Source organism: Streptomyces caniferus, from assembly GCF_009811555.1.
Lineage (GTDB): Bacteria > Actinomycetota > Actinomycetes > Streptomycetales > Streptomycetaceae > Streptomyces > Streptomyces caniferus.
Genome location: NZ_BLIN01000005.1, coordinates 3719774 through 3737200 on the forward strand (window position 1 = coordinate 3719774; position 17427 = coordinate 3737200).

Below are 17427 nucleotides of genomic sequence, written 5' to 3' on the forward strand. Positions count from 1 at the left end.
CGCCAGGTCAGAAGGGGCTCCAGTCCCGGCGGCTGCCCCCGGTACGGAGCGCATGCATGCGGCGGCTGAACTCGGTAGCAGACTTCTCGCTGCTGCCGACCTGCTGGCCCATCCACAGCACCATCATCAGCTCACGGACATCGGCCAGCACCGAGTAGCCGGGCCAGTTCATGATGTCGAATCCGTAGTGATGGACGAAGCCCTCGTAATCACTCCGGCCATGCCAGCCGAAACGGTCGTAGTAGATCGCCGTGAGGATCAGATCCCACTCCCGCGGTGCCAGGCAGAAGCCGTCCAGGTCGATCATGATGGCCCGGCCGCTGCGGTCCCGCAGCACATTGCCGATGTTGGCGTCGCCGTGGATCAGGCCGTACGGCAGCACGAAGTCCAGCCGGTCGTACTCCTTGCCCAGTCGGCGGGCCCGCTGCTCCAGGAACGCCATGTCTTCTGCCGAGACGCCATCGAGTGCCTCGAACGAGGACCACACCTTGGCGAACGGATCGAAGTACGGCAGACGCAACGACTCCGGCTCCTCAAGCCAGTGCAGCCGCCGCAGCAGATCTGCCAGCTCGGTCACCGTCGCGTACTCCTCGCGGTCCTGGGCGCTCTTCCAGAACGTGACGACCCTGCCGCCGGCCGACAGTGGCTGACGCACGCCTGGCAGCACTCTCGTTGCCGGGTAATCCTGCGACTCAAGCCAGCGGGCGACTTGAACGGCCCGTTCCATCTCCATCGCCGCATTTGGATCACGGGCGATGCGGACGATCACCGGAGCGGACGGCAGCCGGTAAACGGCGTTCGAGCCGAGTCGCAGCAGCTCTGCCCCGGACGCATCGATCCGGGCCTCTTCGCACGCCTCGCGGAGTACGGCTTCCACGCCCTCTGCCGTGAAATCCCGCGGTGCGTCTGGACTCGTTCCGGGGTCCGAGATCATGCGATCGACCGTACCGGGCCGTGCCAGATCCGTGCCAGATGGCAGGGGCACGGTCGGACAGCGGCGGACTTTGGAGGACAGTCGGCTTGATGATCCGGCAGGCTGGGCCCTCCCCAGGTCAGCACCGTGATCACCGGCGCACCCTCCTAAAGCGGGTGTCGCAGGTTCGAATCCTGCCGGGGGCACCACGCATTACCACTCTGACCTGGGGTTTCTCCCCCGGGGACGGGTCCTACTCGGCCTCGGACGTCTCGTCCGGAGCCTTTTGCGTGAGGCTGTAGAGGGCAAGGCAGCCAGAGCGGGCCAAATCTCGGGCTGGCTCCGCCGTCCACAGCTGTGGAAAGCGTTCACCGAGCACGACGTGCTGGTCATGCCGTCCACCATCCGGGAGGCCATGGGCCGGGTGGCATTGGCGGCCCAAGCCTGCGGGCTGCCCAGCTCAACCAACCCGTGCACTACAGACTGGCTACGCGACCGCCGCACGCTATCCGCTCCCCGGGCCGCCCAAACCCTATCTAGACGAATGAGTCCAAGGGGTGTCGTTGCGGTCAGTGATCGTAGGCAGTGAGTGACCGCTTGATGGGCGCTGTCCAGTCTGGTCGTTGTGCCAGATCGCCGCTGTGAGTGCGAGGATCCGGCACAAGACCCGGGCTGACGCCCCTGCCGGGCTCTTGCCGCCGTGTCGTTCCAGGTTGAGCTGCCCCTTGAAGGTCTGATTGATCGACTCGATGACCTGCCGCAGCGGCTTGAACAGGTGTGACCCGGCCGGCTCGGCTTCCCCCTTGCGGGCGGGCCGCAGAACTTCAGGTGACGCTCGGCAAGGCCGTGCTCGAACTCGCGGCCGAAGTAGTTCTTGTCCCCGATGATCGTCTGCCCGGGGTGAACGGCGAGGACGTCTGGCGCGGTATCGAGCATGTCGCGCAGCGTTTCGCGCTCGTCCGCCTTGGCCCCGGTGAGTGCGAACAGGACCGGCAGTCCGCCGAGTGTGCACACCAGGTGCAGACGCAGCCCCCAGAAGTATCGCGAGTGTGATGCGCAGTAGCCGTACTGGGCCCAGCCTGCCAGGTCCGAGCGTTTGACCGTCTCGCGGGAGCAACCGCAGCCGACCGGTGTGGAGTCGACCAGCCACACATGGTCGCTCCACAGTGAGGTATCGCGGGCCACGATCCGGATCATGCTGGTGAGCAGTGAGAACGCGGCGCGCAGCCGCTTGTTGTAGCCGGACTGCTGGGGCACGTAGGGAAACAGGTGGCCGAAGTCCCGCCCGACGCGGCGTAGCCAGCGCCGCTCGGAGGTGTATCCGAGCAGCGCCGACATGACCGCGAGCGTGATCAGCTCGGCGTCACTGAGCGTGGGCGTGATTCCGACGGCAGGCCGCCACGGCGCCAGCCACGGCGAAGCCTTCAACTCGTCGTCGATCCGGGCATAGAGTGCCGTTGCAAGGGTGTCCAGGTCGTTAGTCACACATCGACGTTGGACGCCCTCGTCTCATGTCCGCAGGCGATCCCTTGGACTCATTCAGGGATCCGGGGCGGTGCCCACTGCGGTGACTGTGCGTCACGGTCATTTCGCAGGGCCTGGATGAGCCAGGGGTACACCGGGATCAGGTTCGGTACTACCTGCCAGCCGTTGACGATCCACACCAGCCGCCAGTATCGGTCCACCCGGGGATCGTGCGCCTCTTTGAACTGCTGGGCCATCCAGTCCCGGAATTCCGTGTCAGGGGTGCGCGCGAACACCTCGGCGAAGCGGTGCACGAGGTCGTCGATGACGGGTGCGCCCCTGTCACTGAGCGGGTCGATGCCCGACTCCATGGCCTCGGCCACCTTCTGACGGGTGAACTCCATCAATTCCTCGCCGACCTCGCTCTCGATGTCGAGCGTGCGCCCGGCGGCCTGGCACCTGGCCGTCCGGCGCATCCGGGCCCGGAAGTCCTCGTCGCCGACCAGCTCGGCGAGTTCCACCCACGCGGCGACCTGCTCGCTGGACGGATCATCGGGGAGGTCGGGAGTGGCAGCGCGAACCATGGCCACCGCGGCCGGGTCGGCATCCACTGTGCCGAAGGTGCCATCCATGAAATCGTCGATCAAACGTCGGCGTTCCTCGCCGGACAATTGCGTGAGCCTGTGCATGAGCTTGGTCTCCTCGGGACTGGACCCGCGTCTGGCCACGACTCGCAGAACGCTCCGACGCAGTTGCAGCACCCGGATCTGGACGTCCATGGCGTCGGCGTGCGCCGCGGCGACTTCCGCCACCGAGAGCTCGCGGTCCAGTACCCGTTGAATCGTGGCCAGGTCCATGCCCAGCTCGCGCAGTGTGCGGAGGAGTTCCAGACGAAGCAGTGCGTCGAGGTCGTAGAGCCGATAGCCGGCGGGACTTCGGGTGGTCGGCGCTACCACCCCCGAATCGGAGTAGAACCGGATAGTCCTCACGGGCAAGCCGGTCCGCCGGGAAAGCTCCCCGATCGAGTAGAGGGTCGTAACGTCCATGTCCCCCACTCTGCTGTCTCCAGTCACTGGAGACTCAAGGCTATTCCCCAGCCGGGCCCCGACCGAGACGTCCTCCGAGTTGCTGAAGCATGCGTCGCGTGCTCTCCGCTGACCGCCAGGATGACGGGCACGCCTTGCACGCGCTTGGCGAGCGATGGCAGCGACATGCTCGCTGGCGGCCTATGGCTACGAGCCCTTGGACTCAATCATCTAGGTGTGTAGCACGGTCGACTCCACGCGCTCCGCAGCCTCATGGTCCCCGGCGAGGGCGGCGGCGATGGACCAGACCGCTCGTAGTCGGCCATGACCAGGCAGGTCGGGGCGCGGCCGTAGCCCTTCATGCCGACGACGTACACGTCCCGCTCAGGGTGCGAGAACTCCTTGGCTCCGTGGGATAGACGGTGCCGCAGGAGTGGACGTTCGGGTCGGTCAGCGGTGTCAGCCCCACCGGAGCCTCCAGGCGCTCGTCAAGGCTGAGGCTCAGTTCCGAGAGGACCGAGACCGCGCCCACCCCGTGGGCGTCGGCCGGCGTCACCGGTCACCGCAGCCACTGTTCATGGACCCGTCGGCGGTCCTCTCGGATCCGTTGCTGGTCGTCGCGGGGGCGGAACAAGGAGCCAGGGCCCAGGTCACCGTCCATGAGCTGCCCGACCATGAGTCCGACGACGCCCAGCGCCGCCACGAGCAGGAAAGCTCCGAAGCCGCCGAAAAACCCGGCGAAGCCCAAAGCCATTCCCGCAATCAACCCGGCCATAGCCCTACTCATCATGCACTCCTTCGCTCAGCTGCCCCGCCTGCGGGGCTACTGGACGCGCTGTTCCTCTTCCTCTTCGTCCTCCTCGTCGGGCAGCCTCACATCGCTCACCGCGATGTTGACTTCCACGACGTCCAGGCTCGTCATCCGCTCCACTGCGGAGATCACGTTCTCCCGCACGACACTCGCGACCTCGGCGATCGCGACGCCGTAGTCGACGACGAGCTCCAGATCGATGGCCGTCTGCACCTCGCCGACCTCGACCTTGACCCCACGTGTGACGGATTTGCCGCTGCCGGCTCCGGGCACCCGTTCCCGCACGGCCCCCATGGAGCGGGAAAATCCGCTGCCCAGCGCATGCACCCCGATCACCTCACGGGCCGCGATCCCCGCGATCTTCATGACCACGACGTCCTCGATGGTGGTCCGGCCACGGGAGCCCGGGGCGCCACGCTTTCCGCCCGCATCCCTCGTTGCACCCTCGCCCATGGACTCCCTGTCGGAGGTCGCGGGCCGATTCTGCCCTCCAGCATCGCTCATGATCGATAAATCCTTCCTAAGAGGGCATACTCGACTTACCTCGCCATTCAATTCATTTTAAATACCCTTTGCTTTGTTCGCCTCCGCGATGCGGCCCGTGTGGGATCGGGCTGCCGGACGAGGGCGCAAGCGGCGGTACCGGGCAGCCTGGGCGCAGGCGTCTGAGGAAGCGCGGCGGTAGATGAGGTCGGTGGCGGCTGGGCAGGGATGCCGGCTGCGCTGACAGCAGCTCGCTCCTGGCCGGTTACTGCCTCTTGGCGGGCCCGAGGACATGGCCTGGATCACCGAACACCCGGCGTGCCAGGTGCTGAGCCGCGCGGCCTTCGGTATCCGGGGGCCGGCTGGGCGCGGCGCGCATCCGTCTGGCCGGTCTTTTCAACGGTGTCGGCGCTGAAGCACCAGTCGGCCGACCAGCGCGCCGCCGAACACCACCACGCCCACACCGACCAGCCAGGACTGGACGACCAGGACGGTTCCGATGGCGCCGTAGGTGACGGCGCTGGACGCGATCAACGGCGAGAAGACGAGCCGGGAGAAGACCCGGAGACCGATCAGCCCGGTCACCGTAGCCACCGCACCGGGCAGCAGGGCGCCCCAGCCGACCCGCCCACCGAGCAGCATCCGCTGCGACCACCAGAAGAACAGAACAGCGCTCAGCAGTGCGGCCGACGTGAGAGTCAAAGACTGTCGCCACAGCGTGGTGGTGGCGGACATGAAGAGGTACCCGACGAGTACGACGAGCCACAGCACATGCCGCCACCGGGCATACCAGCGCGCCGGCGAGAGCTCCCAGACCCTCTCGTAGCCGGTCTGCACCGCCGACCCCAAGGACAGACCGAAGACAGCAAGGGTGGCAACGCCGAACGCGGTCGTGGTCCGTGCGGCCTGGCCGGGCCGGGTGAACAGCTGCCCGATTTGCTCCCTGGACGTCGTCGACACGCCGATCCCGTCCCCCAGCCACTGCGCGAACCCCCGCCCGTGTGTCGGATCAGCAGCGGAGACAACGATCAGCAGCGGCACCAGCGTGAGGAACCCGAGCGCCGCGAAGCCCAGTGACCGCGACCCCAGCTCCAGCTCACGGCCCCGTCTCCATCCGCGCCCGACCGGCGAATGCCGGATCACCCGGCGCAGCCGCCCGACCAGAGAGGGACGGTTCGCGGAATCGGAAGGCTTCATCGGTGTGCCTGTCGACTACACGGTCGACGACCTCGCCGCAGTCTCACGGGCTGTCAGGAGTCACGCTGCGCGCCCGGGGGGGGAGAGGAGACCGGCGCCGCTGCCGTGAGGCGCAGTGTCTCCAGCGTGTCGATCTGGCCCCGCGCCCGGTCCAGCAGATTGTGCAGCTGGGATTCATCCAGCCGAGCAGGCTCTGCCGGTCATGAGCGACCTCGTCGCAGATGCGCTGCAGGTCGGCGCTACGCGCCGAGTGGCGGTGCTGGTGGGCGATGCGCTGCGCAAGCCCGACGCCGCAGGTGGCACCGGTCAGGTGGTCATTCAGGTAGATCCCGAGCTTGTCGCGATGCATCCTGGGCCCCGTTTCTCGCCTGTCCTCAGCGATCTCCTCGACGGTGCGACCGCGTACACAAGCGGGCTGGGAACATCAGCATCGGATCCCCCGCACCACGACAGCAAACCGCGGGAGAACGGAGCCGACGCGGAGAAATGCCGGGAACGGGCCCGAACGGCTGACGCAGTAGGCCGGGGCAGCAGCGTTCGCACGCCCGTCCCAGTCGTGACACCAGAAGTTGCCCTCTCGGCCTGGGCGGCACCCGGCCTCCTGTCCGAAAGCGCCGGGTGACCGCACACCGCTTGTGCGTGACGGAGCCGAGCACGCCGAAGGCGCCGAGGTGCGGCGAGACGAGGAGAAGGAGAGCGGTCCGACCATCTGGTCGTGCAAGGAAACGGATCGGGATGGTCCGCAGGTTCACCGATCTCACGCAGTAACCCCCTGTCCAGCTGGTCCCCCACCCGCGGTCAGCAACCCACACCTGGATGCCGGGGAGCGGGCATGGGGGATGGCCGAGCCGCATCGCGGTCGATGGTCTCCAGCCCGTGAGCCACCGGCCCGGGGCCCTTGTCCTTTCCGGTCGCAGTGGCCTCCTGGCCAGTGCGGTTCTACTGTGGGGACATATCCAGTAGCTCCTTGGAGCGCATCATGATCGGCATCCTCGGACTCGTCATCCTGCTCGCGGCGGCAGTCGTCGGTGTGGCCGGTGTTCTCACCAACGGTGGCAGCGAGCACGAACTCACGGGCGGATTCTCGGTATTCGGCTACGGCATGACCGGCTCCACCGGCATGCTGTTCCTGTACGGCATCGTCGTCGGGGCGGCGGCTCTGTTGGGGCTGGCCCTGCTCTTCACCGGTGCACGACACCACACCTCACGCCATGGCAGCACCAAGCGCCACGGACTCAAGCAGTCGCACCATGCGGCGGCCGCTGCCGACAACGAACGCCGCGACCTGACCGGCCAACGCGGAACCGGCCGCGCAGAGACGGCAATCGTGCGGGGAGCCGACTCGCCCCGCAGCGACCGTCCTGTCGAACCGCACGGCGGTCATCGCAGGAGACTGCACTGGTTCGGGCACCGAGCCGCCCACCGGTAGGCCACCACCGCACGCGCAGATCGCTGAGCGGCCGACGCCACCCGCACCTGCCCCCCGCAGACACCTCACCCAAGGTGGCCACCCATGAGTATCTCGAAGAAGATCGCGCACAAAGCCGAAGCCATGAAAGGCGACGCCAAGAAGACGAGCGGCCGCGCCACCGGCAGTCGGCGCCTGCAGGCCGAAGGCCGCGGAGACCAAGTCAAGGGCAACATCAAGCAGGCCGCGACCAAAATCAGGGACGCCTTCAAGCACTGACCGGTCCGCCCGTCGACCTGACCATGGCACGGGTCGGTGGTCATGCGAACCAGGGGCCGGCCCCGGCCACGCTGCCGTCACCGTTGTGCCGGCTGAAGTTTTCGCGGGCACCAGCTGATCGGAGCTACGGGTCAGGCCGCAGCCGGTCGGCGATGTGGATGCGGTCGACCTCGTTCAGATACCGGGGCGGGCCAGGAGGCGGTTCCTCCGGGCCGACAGGAGGAACCGCCTCCTTACCCTTGGGCGGCGAGTGCCGGCCATTGCGCCACCGCTTGCCCGTGCGCAAGTTGATGCCGCCGATCCGTGCCGCTTCCACCGTGCTGGAGCCCTGCTCCATGAGCTCGAATTATGCGGCCCGTTCACGGGTCAGCTTCGTCGGGCCCTGCGGCTTCCGTCTCCCGGATCTCGAAGTCCATCGCACCCCTTGAGCTGGGGTGTTGCGACGACCACTAGAACCTAAGAACAGCCTGGGGCTTATCCGTTACCAATGAGCGGTAAACCGCGCACCCAGCGCCCTTCCGGAAACGTTGCCCTCCGGGGGGATCAATATCTATTCCCGCGAGGTGAGAGTTCAGCGAGCCATACAGACAGAGTTTTTGCCGCAACGAACAGCATGAAATTATTCAGCATACACAGGCCGCCCCAGCGTGCTACTGTCGTTCTCAGTTGCAGTTGTGGTTCCCAAAACTTCAAGTGCCCCCACTCGGCTCCTGCCGGTGGGAGCGCTTTTGTATTTCCGGTCATTTTCCGGGCGGGGTAATCATCGCGGCGACACGGCGTCCGCGCAGTGCGGATTCCGATGCACTGCCCCAAAGGAGATATGACATGGCTGCTGGTACCGTGAAGTGGTTCAACGCGGAAAAGGGCTTCGGCTTCATCGAGCAGGACGGTGGCGGCGCTGACGTGTTCGCCCACTACTCGAACATCGCCGCCCAGGGCTTCCGTGAGCTGCTCGAAGGCCAGAAGGTGAACTTCGACATCGCGCAGGGCCAGAAGGGCCCGACGGCCGAGAACATCGTTCCGGCCTGACGCTGACGCACACTTTGTAGCTGGGGCCCGCATCCTTCGGGGTGCGGGCCCCAGCTGCACCCATTTCCCGCAGCGGTTTCACCTGCGGGACGACTCGGAGGAATCCGCAGTCTCACCACGCGCGGGTCCTCCTTCAGGGATGCAGGCGCATCCTGAAGAGCTACACCGCAGTCGACGCCCGGATTTTACGCCCCCGCCGCGTCTCCCATTTCAGCACCCGCGCCCGCGCGGATTTCCGCCGGCCGGACCTGCTTTCTTTTACCATCGGTCCATACTTGTAATTCCCCGTGCCGCTCATCGCTGGCGGGAATTCCTTGATATGCGCCGCATCGAGGAAGGTTCCGCATGAACCGCACACGCACGAACGACCGCTCCGCCCGCACCCGTAATGGCAGTGCCGACGCCGGAAAGGGCGGCAGCCGCTTCGGCTCGCCGGCACCGCGCCGTTCCGGCGGGACGGCCCGTTCCGGCGGTTACGGCCGCCGACCCGCCGCAGTGCAGGGTGAGTTCGCGCTCCCCAAGACGATCACCCCTGCGCTGCCTGCCGTGGAGGGCTTTGCTGATCTCGGCATGCCTGAGCAACTACTGGCCGAACTCGGCAAGCAGGGCGTGACCGCGCCGTTCCCGATCCAGGGCGCGACGCTGCCGAACTCTCTGGCGGGCCGTGACGTCCTGGGCCGCGGGCGCACCGGTTCCGGCAAGACCCTCGCCTTCGGCCTCGCCCTGCTCGCCCGCACCGCCGGGCAGCGTGCTGAGTCCCGCCAGCCGCTGGGACTGATCCTCGTACCGACGCGTGAGCTGGCGCAGCAGGTGTCCGACGCGCTCACTCCGTACGCCCGCTCAGTCAAGCTGCGGATGGCCACGGTGGTGGGCGGGATGTCGATCGGCAAGCAGGCCGGCGCGCTGCGAGGCGGGGCCGAGGTCGTCGTCGCGACCCCGGGCCGGCTCAAGGACCTCATCGACCGTGGCGACTGCCGGCTGAACCAGGTGGGCATCACGGTGCTGGACGAGGCTGACCAGATGGCTGACATGGGTTTCATGCCGCAGGTCACCGCGTTGCTCGACCAGGTGCGTCCGGAGGGGCAGCGGATGCTGTTCTCCGCCACCTTGGACCGTAACGTCGACCTGCTGGTGCGGCGTTATCTGACCGACCCCGTCGTGCATTCGGTCGACCCGTCGGCCGGTGCGGTCACGACGATGGAGCACCACGTCCTGCACGTCCACGGCGCCGACAAGCACGCCGCCACGACCGAGATCGCCGCCCGCGACGGCCGCGTGATCATGTTCCTGGACACCAAGCACGCCGTCGACCGGCTGACCCAGGACCTGCTCAACAGCGGGGTCCGGGCCGCCGCGCTGCACGGCGGCAAGTCGCAGCCGCAGCGCACCCGCACCCTGACGCAGTTCAAGTCCGGTCATGTGACGGTGCTGGTGGCCACCAACGTCGCCGCCCGCGGCATCCACGTCGACAACCTCGACCTCGTCGTCAACGTCGACCCGCCCACCGACCACAAGGACTACCTCCACCGCGGGGGCCGTACCGCCCGCGCCGGCGAGTCCGGCAGCGTCGTCACGCTCGTCACACCGAACCAGCGTCGAGGCATGGTCCGCCTCATGTCGGACGCCGGTATCCGGCCGCAGACCACCCAGATCCGCTCGGGCGAAGAGGCCCTGAGCCGGATCACCGGCGCCCAGGCCCCGTCCGGCATCCCGGTCGTCATTACCGCTCCGGTGGTCGAACGCTCCAAGCGCAGTGCCTCCTCCCGAGGCCGGCGCCGCCCCTCTTCGGCGACCCGGCGCGAGCCCGTACGCCAGTCCGTCTTCGATGCGGTGGCCTAGAACCTTCGTGATCAGGAAGCTGACCCATCTCTGCAGGAGGCACCTTTTGTCGCTGGTTCAGATGCAGCCCCGCCCGGCAAGCGCCAACCCCGTGCACAGGACGGTGGTTGAGGTCATGGACGCGGCCGGACCGCAGGTCTGTGACGACATGAGCGTCGAGGTGGCACTGGCCGTCATGGCCGCCGCCCGCACGGGTCGACTGGTTGTTTGCGACCAGGACGGCCAGTGCACCGGCCTGGTCACCCGAACCGACCTCACCGCCGTCCGCGGCAGCTCCGCTTACACGGACCGCGTCCAGCTGCGCGACATCCTCGGCGACCACGGATCGTTCACCTCACCCGTGACCACTGCGGCCGAAGCCGAGCCCGTGATGCGCTCCCGTCGGCTCGATGCCCCGCCGATGGCCGGCGAGCAAGGCAGCGCCCTGGGCATTCTCGCCCTCTCCCGCTGAACCGTCTCCCCCTGGTCGGGCTGTTCTCCCCTTCTCGCTGTGAGGTCACATGCGTTGCATCATCGCCCGCTTCCCCTTCGAGCTCACCAAGAGCGGCGTGCTGGAATCGATGAAGGGCGTCAAGCCCGAACCGGTCACCGGCGAAACGGTGACCATCGGCCGCCGCCACTACCCCGTCAAGCAAGTCGGCCAGGTCATCACCCGCCAGGACCGCCGTGACTTCAGCGCCGCCGAAGTCCTCCGGGCCATGACTCAGCTCGGCTTCACCTGCCGCCCCCTCCCCAAGGCCGCACCCGTACGCATCCTCAGCCCGCTCCAGCAAGCCTCCGCGATGCTCGGCACCCCCGTGTCCGTCTGACCGAGGGAACAGGCACGAGCCGACACCTGTACGCGGTGTGGGCCCGACCGGCGCGCGCCGGTCGGGCCCACACCGCGTACAGCGGGTTCTCCTCGCAGTGGTTGCTCAGCGGTCGGAATAGCTGAAGTCGCCCACGGTCCAGGCGCTGACGTCCTCGATCGCGACGCGGTACATCCCGCCCGTCTCCGGGATCCCGACTGTGCCCTGCAGGATCCGGGCGACATGGAAGTGCAGGTGCGTAGGCGGCCCGTTCCTCGCGGGGGTGTCGAAGACGGCGGAGAACTCGCCCAAGCGGTCCGAATCCGTCAGTACCTCCGATACCCTCTGCCGCCACACTGCTTCGGGAGCCAGCCGACCGGTGAGGACAGCACCACCGGTGACCACGGTCAGGGACATCTGATTGCTCTGCCGGGACTCCACCAGGGCGGCGACGTCAACCAGCAGCTCGTCAGGCTTCGACATGAGGCAGATTATATTTTCCGGCCGTCCGGCTGCTTGAGCGGTGGCGCTACCGGGCAAGACGGGCGCTTATGGTCTTGCCGCCGGAGGCCCGGCGGGTGACCGCGGTGGCGCGGGTGAGGCGGTTGACCATGGCCAGCCAAAGCCTCCGGTGCCGCCGTTCAGGTCAGGGGTGCGCATGCGCGGCGCATGCCGACTGGGGTCGTGGACGGCCACCTCGATGGTGTCGGGGTGCGCAGTCAGTTCTCATGTGCAGCGGCCCCCGCCGTGGCGCAGGGCGTTGGTGACGAGCTCGGACACGACCAAGACCACGGCGTCCGCTGCGTCAGGGGCCACGGCCGGCTGTCGCAGGCAGGTGAGGAAGGCCCGTGCCGTATCACGTGCGTCGGCAACGGCTGTCGCGGAACGGGCGGTTGTGGCGTTGACGGCCATCATGTTCATCAGGGTCACCCTGGTCTCAGGATCGTCCATGCCCGGCCTTTGCCTACCCGACCTCTGAGCCCCGCCCCTCCAGCCGCCAACCCGGCAGAGCCGCAGTGCTTGCCGGAGAAACTGACGGCCACAGTCGACGCGTGGCGGCACGCTGTCGTGCGCCCGCGCAGCCCGTGCCACGGTGCCGGCCCCACGGCCTGCTCGAAATCGGGTGCCCGCGCCGGGCTCGAGGAGGCGGCCCATCCGAGGCGACGCTACCGGCCGGGCGAGCACGAGAGAGTGACCGCGGGCTGAGAAGCAGATCCTCGTTGAGGCGCTGACGCGGCAGCAGGAGCGCCAGTCTGCGAAGTGCGGCACCAGCACCGGCGTGCACCGCTTCCACGAGCTGCTCGGTCATCGGGCCGGGACCGTCAAGGCCGGCACAGGCCCTCGTGCCACGCCCGTCACCGGTCGGCCTGTCGGGTGTTACGGCCGGAAACATGAGATGCCCAGGGGGGCCGGTACCCGCCGACGGTAGCCGCGGCGCAGTCGGCGGCGTCACGGGAAGCCCGACGGGCTGCGCGGCCTGTGGGTCACTCCGAGCGCCGGACCCGAGCTTCGGGGCTGCTCCCGACCATCCATAGACCGGGCGAGGCGGGATACCTCATGTTCAGCGCGCGGAAATCTATGCCCGCTGGAGTAGACATTGAGTAGTGGTGTGGTTATGGTTTCTCTCGTAGCCGAGATCGAGCGAGGCCCGGCAGAGATGAACTGCCAGGCAGCAGTACACGCAGTTGCAGTTCGCAGGACGGTGCGGTGGTGGAGTTCCGAAGCCAGGGTTGTTGCAGGACGGCGACGGGACTGACGACCGGACCGGGTGGCCCGCAGTGATCAGGGGCCGCCGTGAGCAGTACCGCAGTTGACGCGGTGGCAGTACCCGCAAGTGAAGTTCGCAGTACCCAGCAGTGAAGTCAGCGAGCAGCACCTCGGTGAAGGCGTCGGCTGCGGACGCGCGCACCGGGAAGTTCGGCAGTGGGGTTCTAAGCCAGAGCAGACGCAGGACGGGCAACGGGGCTGGCTGCCGAAGAGTGGCGCTGCGCGAGGCCACCAGTAGTTCGCAGTATCAGCAGTGCAAGCAATACGCAGTACCCGTTTGGTAAGTGATCGGTTCAGAGGGAAGAACGGAGGAACCCGCGCCATCAGGATCGCCCGGGCGGAAGGCTTGAGCCCGGGTACCGCAGGACATCGATAGTGAGGTGGTCTCCGGTCAAGCAACCGCGATCCCCGCATTGCCCGTCCTCTCCCGGCTGGGCCTGCGGACACAGAAGGCCGGCGCAGTATCAGGGCCGGCAGATGGTGTAGCAGTTCCTTCGGGGCCCTGGTGCCAGTACGGCACCAGGGCCCCTCCACGCGTTCCACAGAGAGGTGCGATGACAGCAGACGACTCGTACGGCCGTCTCGACGACGACGACTACCCCGCCTACACCATGGGTCGAGCTGCCGAGATGCTCGGCACCACCCCCAACTTTCTCCGCGCCATCGGTGAGGCCCGGCTGATCACCCCGCTCCGCTCGGAGGGCGGCCACCGCCGCTACTCCCGTTACCAGCTGCGCATCGCGGCCCGCGCCCGGGAACTCGTCGACCAGGGCACCCCCATCGAGGCCGCCTGCCGCATCGTCATCCTCGAAGACCAGCTCGAAGAAGCCCAGCGCATCAACGCCGAACACCGCCGCGCCGTCGGACCACCCAACCCACCGACTGCGGCATGAGATGAGCGTGCCCGCCGGTATCGGCGGGCACCGCACGCACAGCCCCGGTGTGCGGCGTGATCGTTCCTGTGGTGACGTGGTGTGCGGGGCGTGTAGCGTCTGCGTAGCTGTCGTGGTTCGGAATTCCCCTTTGCCCACGCCTTGGTGTGGGCGTTTTGCTGTGCTGTGCCGCAGGAACCAGGGCGATCACCTCTGCCTTCTGCATGGAGTGGGAGGCGTTCATCGACTGGAAGGCATGACTATGGCTACGGGAACCGTGAAGTGGTTCAACGCGGAGAAGGGCTTCGGCTTCATCGCCCAGGACGGCGGCGGCCCGGATGTCTTCGCGCACTACTCCGCAATCAACTCCTCGGGCTTCCGTGAGCTCCAAGAGGGCCAGGCCGTGACGTTCGACGTCACCCAGGGCCAGAAGGGCCCTCAGGCGGAGAACATCGACCCGGCCTGACATCATCAGCCGTACCTGCGGCGACGCGACGGAGCAGGCACGGAAGACAGACACGCAACACATGTCCAGGGCCGCGCAGCGCACGCCGTGCGGCCCTCTGCCTTTCTCCGGCGGCTTGAGAGACGAGGCCGGGATTGCCGGGTGTCGTGAGAGTACGAGCCCGCACGCGGCTCGGATGCAGGCGAGTCAGGCGAGGCGGGCGCTGCCGTGGGTCTAGGTCTGTTCGCGTAAGGCGGCCATGAGTTCGCGATCCTGACCGTCGGCAATGTCACGGACAAGACGGGTCCCTGCCAGGGATGGCCCTCCTGTCCGAACGATCCCACCGGGTTCTCTCGTCTCCGGCCTCAACTGCGGCGCGGCCTCAGCGGGTATGGCAGCTGGCGGCAGCCTCCCTCCGGCATCCCCCGTACCGCCGTAGGCGCTGATCCGGCAGGCGACTACGGCGATAACACCGTCGTCGGGAGTGAAGCGCTTGACTGTCTGCCCGGCTGCCCCTCCGCCCTGGCCTCGGGACGTCGGAAACGTGGTGACGCGAGCGCCAGGGCAGCGCTGTGGTCAGTAGGCGGCGAGGGAGATGGCGACGTAGTGCGCGGTGAAGGCTGCCACGGTCAGGGCGTGGAACACCTCGTGATAGCCGAACCAGCGGGGAGAGGGGTCGGGGCGTCGGAGGGCGTAGACCACCGCGCCCGCGCTGTAGAGGAGACCGCCGGTCACGATCAGCGTGAGTACGGCCGCTCCGCCGGTGTGCAGGAAGTCGGGCAGGTAGCGCACCGGCGCCCAGCCCAGAGCCAGGTAGCAGGGGGTGTACAGCCAGCGGGGAGCGCCGACCCACAGGACGCGGAAGGCGATGCCGACCAGCGCGCCCGACCATACGATCCACAGCAGGACTGCTCGCTGGTCAGCGGGGAGGAGCACGGCCAGAGGGGTGCAGGTGCCGGCGATGATCAGGAAGATGTTGGCGTGGTCGAGGCGACGCAGAACGGCCTCGCCGAGTGGCCCCCAGGTGCCCAGGTGGTAGATGGCGCTCGTCCCGAACAGCAGCCAGGCGGTAACGGAGTACACGGTGCAGGACAGGGCCAGCTGCGGCGCCCGGGCCAGGCAAATAAGGACGATGCCCGCGATCAACGAGGCGGGGACCATCGCGGCGTGCAGCCAGCCACGCAGCCTCGGCTTGATCGGCTCGACCAGGTCGGCCGCCCTCTCCGCCAGGGCGGCAAGCGGGTGAGCCTCTTCCCCGGCATTGCCGTGGTGTGAACCGCGGGGGAGGCTGGCTGAAGCGTCCCCTTCTCCTTTAACCGGCGCGGAGGAAAAGCTTCCGCCGTCGGCGTCGTCGAGGGACACAGGTTCCCGTCCTGTCTGGGACTTCTGGGCATCGCTGGCAACCATGTGGCCATGCTAGGAGCCGTCCTCAGCAGCGTTCCCAGAGGTCGGCCTCGTGCCACCAACTGGGCCTGCGGAAGTCGTGGTGCCGGACACGATCGTCGTGAGGAAGGTCTGATCCAAGACTGGGAGCCATCTGGGAGCCGACCCGCTCGCCGAGCCCTCCCTACACCACTCGAAACCCACCGAAGCCAACGCCCTCCAGGACGCCGACCGTCAAGCGGTCCGCCCAGGTCGGAACGCCCCGTCCTGTCCCGAGGACTTGGACACCGTGTTGTCGAACGTGCTGGCCGCTGTATCCCGTTGATGCCCAAGCTCAGAGCGCGGGTTCGATTCCCGTCACCCGCTCCATAGTTGAGGCCCAGGTCGGCGACCTGAGCCTCAACTATGAGGGCACGCCATGCCCCACGGCGGTCCAGCGTCGTGGAGGCGAAGTCGGCCGATGTCCTGCGGACGCAGGTAAGAGTTCGGCACCATCGCCCCGTGGGCAGAGCTGAGCCGGGGGGAAGATGCCGTTCACAGGAACTACCAGAGTGCGCGTTGCTGCATTCACGTTGCGCAGATGGGCACGACTCCGCACGTGGCGCCGCCGAGTCAACAGAGTGGCCGTAGAAACCGAGATCACGCGGTTGGACAGAGCCTTAACGACCTTGTCCATCTCAGACACGGCACTACCGCACACGCGGGCGGCTCTCCACACCAGTCGCACAACTCTGGAGACCATGCCCTATGGATCGGTGCTCGCCGTCTTCGCAGCTTGGATAATGAGCGTGCGGGTGATCAAGGTGCTCGCGGAGGCTGCCCTCCAAGTCACCACCTATCTACACCTGTCGGGTTTCGAGCGTGCACTAGCCCATTTCCTGTGGGTCTGGAGACATTTCGGCGACAACAAGCTCGTAACCGAGGTCCCCGCCGGAGACTTCCTGAGCATGGTGATCGTCATAGTTGGCCCATTCGGCGTCGCGTTTTGGTGGCTGATAAACCGACGGCTGGCGAGAGGAGCGCAGTACCGCCACAAGACCAGCCTCTGCGCGCTCAGGGCGCTCACCCAGTGCGCGGAGGCGTACGTGCAGGAGCCCGGCGAGCGACGGTCAGCTCTCCGCCAACTGGACATCAGCTCCAGGGAGGTAGAGCGGGCCCTCTTGCACGCGCCTAACGCGGTGGGCACCATGCCACGGCGATCCTGCAGAGAGTGATCGCCACGCTGGGCCTGCGGGAGCGGCTGGCCCACCGGCCCCCGCAGCTGTCCGGCGGTCAGCAGCAGCGAGTCGCCTGCGCCCGCGCGCTGTTGAATCAGCCGGAGATCATCTTCGCGGACGAGCCCACCGGGAACCTCGATTCCCGGGCCGGGGCCGATGTGCTGCGGCTCCTCCGGGAGTCGGTCCGGCAGCTCGGGCAGACCATCGTCATGGTGACGCACGACCCGGTGGCCGCCTCCTACGCCGACCGCGTGGTCTTCCTCGCCGACGGCAGGATCGTCGACGAACTGCAGCAGCCGACGGCGGACCGGGTGCTGGACCGTATGCGGATGTTCGACCCCGCGGGCGGCGCCTGAACCCCTCGGTCATGCATTCGCCCCCACTCCTCCAGCGGGTGTCGCAGGTTCGCATCCTGCCGGGGGTACAGAAGAAGGGGCCGGTCCCGGAGGGGATTCTCCTGGGCCGGCCCCTGGGCGTTCAGGGCTCCGTGCTCCGCGTGTCGCGCCG

Annotated in this window: 17 protein-coding genes and 6 pseudogenes; 12 read left to right on the forward strand and 11 right to left on the reverse strand. The window is 67.5% G+C overall.

Annotation, left to right across the window (positions count from 1 at the left end; translation table 11 throughout):
• Nucleotides 1-7: 7 nt before the first annotated feature.
• The gene (locus tag Scani_RS32745) at nt 8-934 is read right to left on the reverse strand and encodes a phosphotransferase family protein (RefSeq protein WP_159481359.1); all 927 of its coding nucleotides are present in this window, start codon (nt 932-934) and stop codon (nt 8-10) included.
• 313 nt (nt 935-1247) lie between these two features.
• Between Scani_RS32745 and Scani_RS41360 the strand changes: the two are divergent.
• Nucleotides 1248-1385, forward strand: a pseudogene (locus tag Scani_RS41360) (glycosyltransferase); the annotation flags it as partial.
• Between the two features lie 97 nt (nt 1386-1482).
• Here the strand turns inward: Scani_RS41360 and Scani_RS32755 are convergent.
• From Scani_RS32755 to Scani_RS32780, 6 genes and pseudogenes are all read right to left on the reverse strand, one after another.
• Nucleotides 1483-2398, reverse strand: a pseudogene (locus tag Scani_RS32755) (IS982 family transposase).
• Nucleotides 2399-2448: 50 nt separating this feature from the next.
• Nucleotides 2449-3423, reverse strand: coding sequence for a MerR family transcriptional regulator (locus Scani_RS32760; protein ID WP_159482511.1), 975 nt, complete (start codon nt 3421-3423; stop codon nt 2449-2451).
• 213 nt (nt 3424-3636) lie between these two features.
• Nucleotides 3637-3925: pseudogene (locus Scani_RS41365) on the reverse strand (flavoprotein); the annotation flags it as partial.
• A gap of 36 nt (nt 3926-3961) precedes the next feature.
• The gene (locus Scani_RS32770; protein ID WP_159481361.1) at nt 3962-4189 is read right to left on the reverse strand and encodes a hypothetical protein; all 228 of its coding nucleotides are present in this window, start codon (nt 4187-4189) and stop codon (nt 3962-3964) included.
• A gap of 36 nt (nt 4190-4225) precedes the next feature.
• Nucleotides 4226-4717: an Asp23/Gls24 family envelope stress response protein gene (locus Scani_RS32775; RefSeq protein WP_159481362.1), complete on the reverse strand. Its 492-nt coding sequence runs from the start codon at nt 4715-4717 to the stop codon at nt 4226-4228.
• A gap of 375 nt (nt 4718-5092) precedes the next feature.
• Nucleotides 5093-5893, reverse strand: coding sequence for a YhjD/YihY/BrkB family envelope integrity protein (locus Scani_RS32780; protein ID WP_159481363.1), 801 nt, complete (start codon nt 5891-5893; stop codon nt 5093-5095).
• A 202-nt stretch (nt 5894-6095) separates the two neighbouring features.
• Between Scani_RS32780 and Scani_RS32785 the strand changes: the two genes are divergently transcribed.
• The 3 genes from Scani_RS32785 to Scani_RS32795 all read left to right on the forward strand — a co-directional run bounded on the left by Scani_RS32785 (nt 6096) and on the right by Scani_RS32795 (nt 7580).
• Nucleotides 6096-6515, forward strand: coding sequence for a hypothetical protein (locus Scani_RS32785; protein WP_159481364.1), 420 nt, complete (start codon nt 6096-6098; stop codon nt 6513-6515).
• A gap of 345 nt (nt 6516-6860) precedes the next feature.
• The gene (locus Scani_RS32790) at nt 6861-7322 is read left to right on the forward strand and encodes a hypothetical protein (RefSeq protein WP_218039212.1); all 462 of its coding nucleotides are present in this window, start codon (nt 6861-6863) and stop codon (nt 7320-7322) included.
• 84 nt (nt 7323-7406) lie between these two features.
• Entirely contained in the window at nt 7407-7580 is a 174-nt protein-coding gene (locus Scani_RS32795; RefSeq protein WP_159481365.1) for a CsbD family protein, read from the forward strand.
• A gap of 136 nt (nt 7581-7716) precedes the next feature.
• On the opposite strand, the pseudogene Scani_RS32800 reads toward Scani_RS32795, so the two are convergent.
• Nucleotides 7717-7996: pseudogene (locus Scani_RS32800) on the reverse strand (IS30 family transposase); the annotation flags it as partial.
• A 409-nt stretch (nt 7997-8405) separates the two neighbouring features.
• On the opposite strand from Scani_RS32800, the gene Scani_RS32805 reads away from it, so the two are divergent.
• The 4 genes from Scani_RS32805 (at nt 8406) to Scani_RS32820 (ending at nt 11257) form a co-directional block, all read left to right on the forward strand.
• Nucleotides 8406-8609: a cold-shock protein gene (locus tag Scani_RS32805; RefSeq protein WP_003973099.1), complete on the forward strand. Its 204-nt coding sequence runs from the start codon at nt 8406-8408 to the stop codon at nt 8607-8609.
• Nucleotides 8610-8954: 345 nt separating this feature from the next.
• Nucleotides 8955-10448 (forward strand): DEAD/DEAH box helicase, encoded by a 1494-nt coding sequence (locus Scani_RS32810; RefSeq protein ID WP_159481367.1) that lies wholly within the window; start codon nt 8955-8957, stop codon nt 10446-10448.
• A gap of 46 nt (nt 10449-10494) precedes the next feature.
• The gene (locus Scani_RS32815; protein ID WP_159481368.1) at nt 10495-10899 is read left to right on the forward strand and encodes a CBS domain-containing protein; all 405 of its coding nucleotides are present in this window, start codon (nt 10495-10497) and stop codon (nt 10897-10899) included.
• Nucleotides 10900-10948: 49 nt separating this feature from the next.
• Nucleotides 10949-11257 carry an SCO5918 family protein gene (locus Scani_RS32820; protein WP_159481369.1) on the forward strand — a complete coding sequence of 103 codons (309 nt, stop codon included), beginning with the start codon at nt 10949-10951 and terminating at the stop codon, nt 11255-11257.
• Nucleotides 11258-11362: 105 nt separating this feature from the next.
• On the opposite strand, the gene Scani_RS32825 is transcribed toward Scani_RS32820, so the two are convergent.
• On the reverse strand, nt 11363-11719 hold the full coding sequence (locus Scani_RS32825) for a hypothetical protein (RefSeq protein WP_159481370.1): 357 nt from the start codon (nt 11717-11719) through the stop codon (nt 11363-11365).
• 46 nt (nt 11720-11765) lie between these two features.
• Nucleotides 11766-12157, reverse strand: a pseudogene (locus tag Scani_RS32830) (ATP-binding protein).
• 1400 nt (nt 12158-13557) lie between these two features.
• Here Scani_RS32830 and Scani_RS32835 point away from each other — a divergent pair.
• Together Scani_RS32835 and Scani_RS32840 are read left to right on the forward strand one after the other, a co-directional pair.
• Nucleotides 13558-13896, forward strand: coding sequence for a helix-turn-helix domain-containing protein (locus Scani_RS32835; protein WP_159481371.1), 339 nt, complete (start codon nt 13558-13560; stop codon nt 13894-13896).
• 241 nt (nt 13897-14137) lie between these two features.
• A complete protein-coding gene (locus Scani_RS32840; RefSeq protein WP_159481372.1) occupies nt 14138-14341 on the forward strand; it encodes a cold-shock protein in 204 nt (67 codons plus the stop codon).
• A gap of 555 nt (nt 14342-14896) precedes the next feature.
• Here the strand turns inward: Scani_RS32840 and trhA are convergent.
• The gene (trhA, locus tag Scani_RS32845) at nt 14897-15682 is read right to left on the reverse strand and encodes a PAQR family membrane homeostasis protein TrhA (RefSeq protein WP_246296473.1); all 786 of its coding nucleotides are present in this window, start codon (nt 15680-15682) and stop codon (nt 14897-14899) included.
• A 761-nt stretch (nt 15683-16443) separates the two neighbouring features.
• Between trhA and Scani_RS32850 the strand changes: the two genes are divergently transcribed.
• Complete coding sequence (locus Scani_RS32850; RefSeq protein WP_159481373.1) at nt 16444-16917, forward strand: hypothetical protein; 474 nt, start codon at nt 16444-16446, stop codon at nt 16915-16917.
• Nucleotides 16899-17276, forward strand: a pseudogene (locus Scani_RS32855) (ABC transporter ATP-binding protein); the annotation flags it as partial. The gene Scani_RS32850 and the pseudogene Scani_RS32855, both read left to right, overlap by 19 nt.
• Nucleotides 17277-17427 lie beyond the last annotated feature (151 nt).

Bases quoted from the DNA above. Each gene is read 5' to 3' on its own strand.
- Scani_RS32840 (WP_159481372.1), top strand. From the start codon at position 14,138: ATGGCTACGGGAACCGTGAAGTGGTTCAACGCGGAGAAGGGCTTCGGC.
- Scani_RS32760 (WP_159482511.1), bottom strand. From the start codon at position 3,423: ATGGACGTTACGACCCTCTACTCGATCGGGGAGCTTTCCCGGCGGACC.
- Scani_RS32745 (WP_159481359.1), bottom strand. From the start codon at position 934: ATGATCTCGGACCCCGGAACGAGTCCAGACGCACCGCGGGATTTCACG.
- Scani_RS32850 (WP_159481373.1), top strand. From the start codon at position 16,444: ATGCCCTATGGATCGGTGCTCGCCGTCTTCGCAGCTTGGATAATGAGC.
- Scani_RS32835 (WP_159481371.1), top strand. From the start codon at position 13,558: ATGACAGCAGACGACTCGTACGGCCGTCTCGACGACGACGACTACCCC.
- Scani_RS32775 (WP_159481362.1), bottom strand. From the start codon at position 4,717: ATGAGCGATGCTGGAGGGCAGAATCGGCCCGCGACCTCCGACAGGGAG.
- Scani_RS32795 (WP_159481365.1), top strand. From the start codon at position 7,407: ATGAGTATCTCGAAGAAGATCGCGCACAAAGCCGAAGCCATGAAAGGC.
- Scani_RS32805 (WP_003973099.1), top strand. From the start codon at position 8,406: ATGGCTGCTGGTACCGTGAAGTGGTTCAACGCGGAAAAGGGCTTCGGC.
- Scani_RS32810 (WP_159481367.1), top strand. From the start codon at position 8,955: ATGAACCGCACACGCACGAACGACCGCTCCGCCCGCACCCGTAATGGC.
- Scani_RS32785 (WP_159481364.1), top strand. From the start codon at position 6,096: ATGAGCGACCTCGTCGCAGATGCGCTGCAGGTCGGCGCTACGCGCCGA.
- Scani_RS32770 (WP_159481361.1), bottom strand. From the start codon at position 4,189: ATGAGTAGGGCTATGGCCGGGTTGATTGCGGGAATGGCTTTGGGCTTC.
- Scani_RS32820 (WP_159481369.1), top strand. From the start codon at position 10,949: ATGCGTTGCATCATCGCCCGCTTCCCCTTCGAGCTCACCAAGAGCGGC.
- Scani_RS32780 (WP_159481363.1), bottom strand. From the start codon at position 5,893: ATGAAGCCTTCCGATTCCGCGAACCGTCCCTCTCTGGTCGGGCGGCTG.
- Scani_RS32825 (WP_159481370.1), bottom strand. From the start codon at position 11,719: ATGTCGAAGCCTGACGAGCTGCTGGTTGACGTCGCCGCCCTGGTGGAG.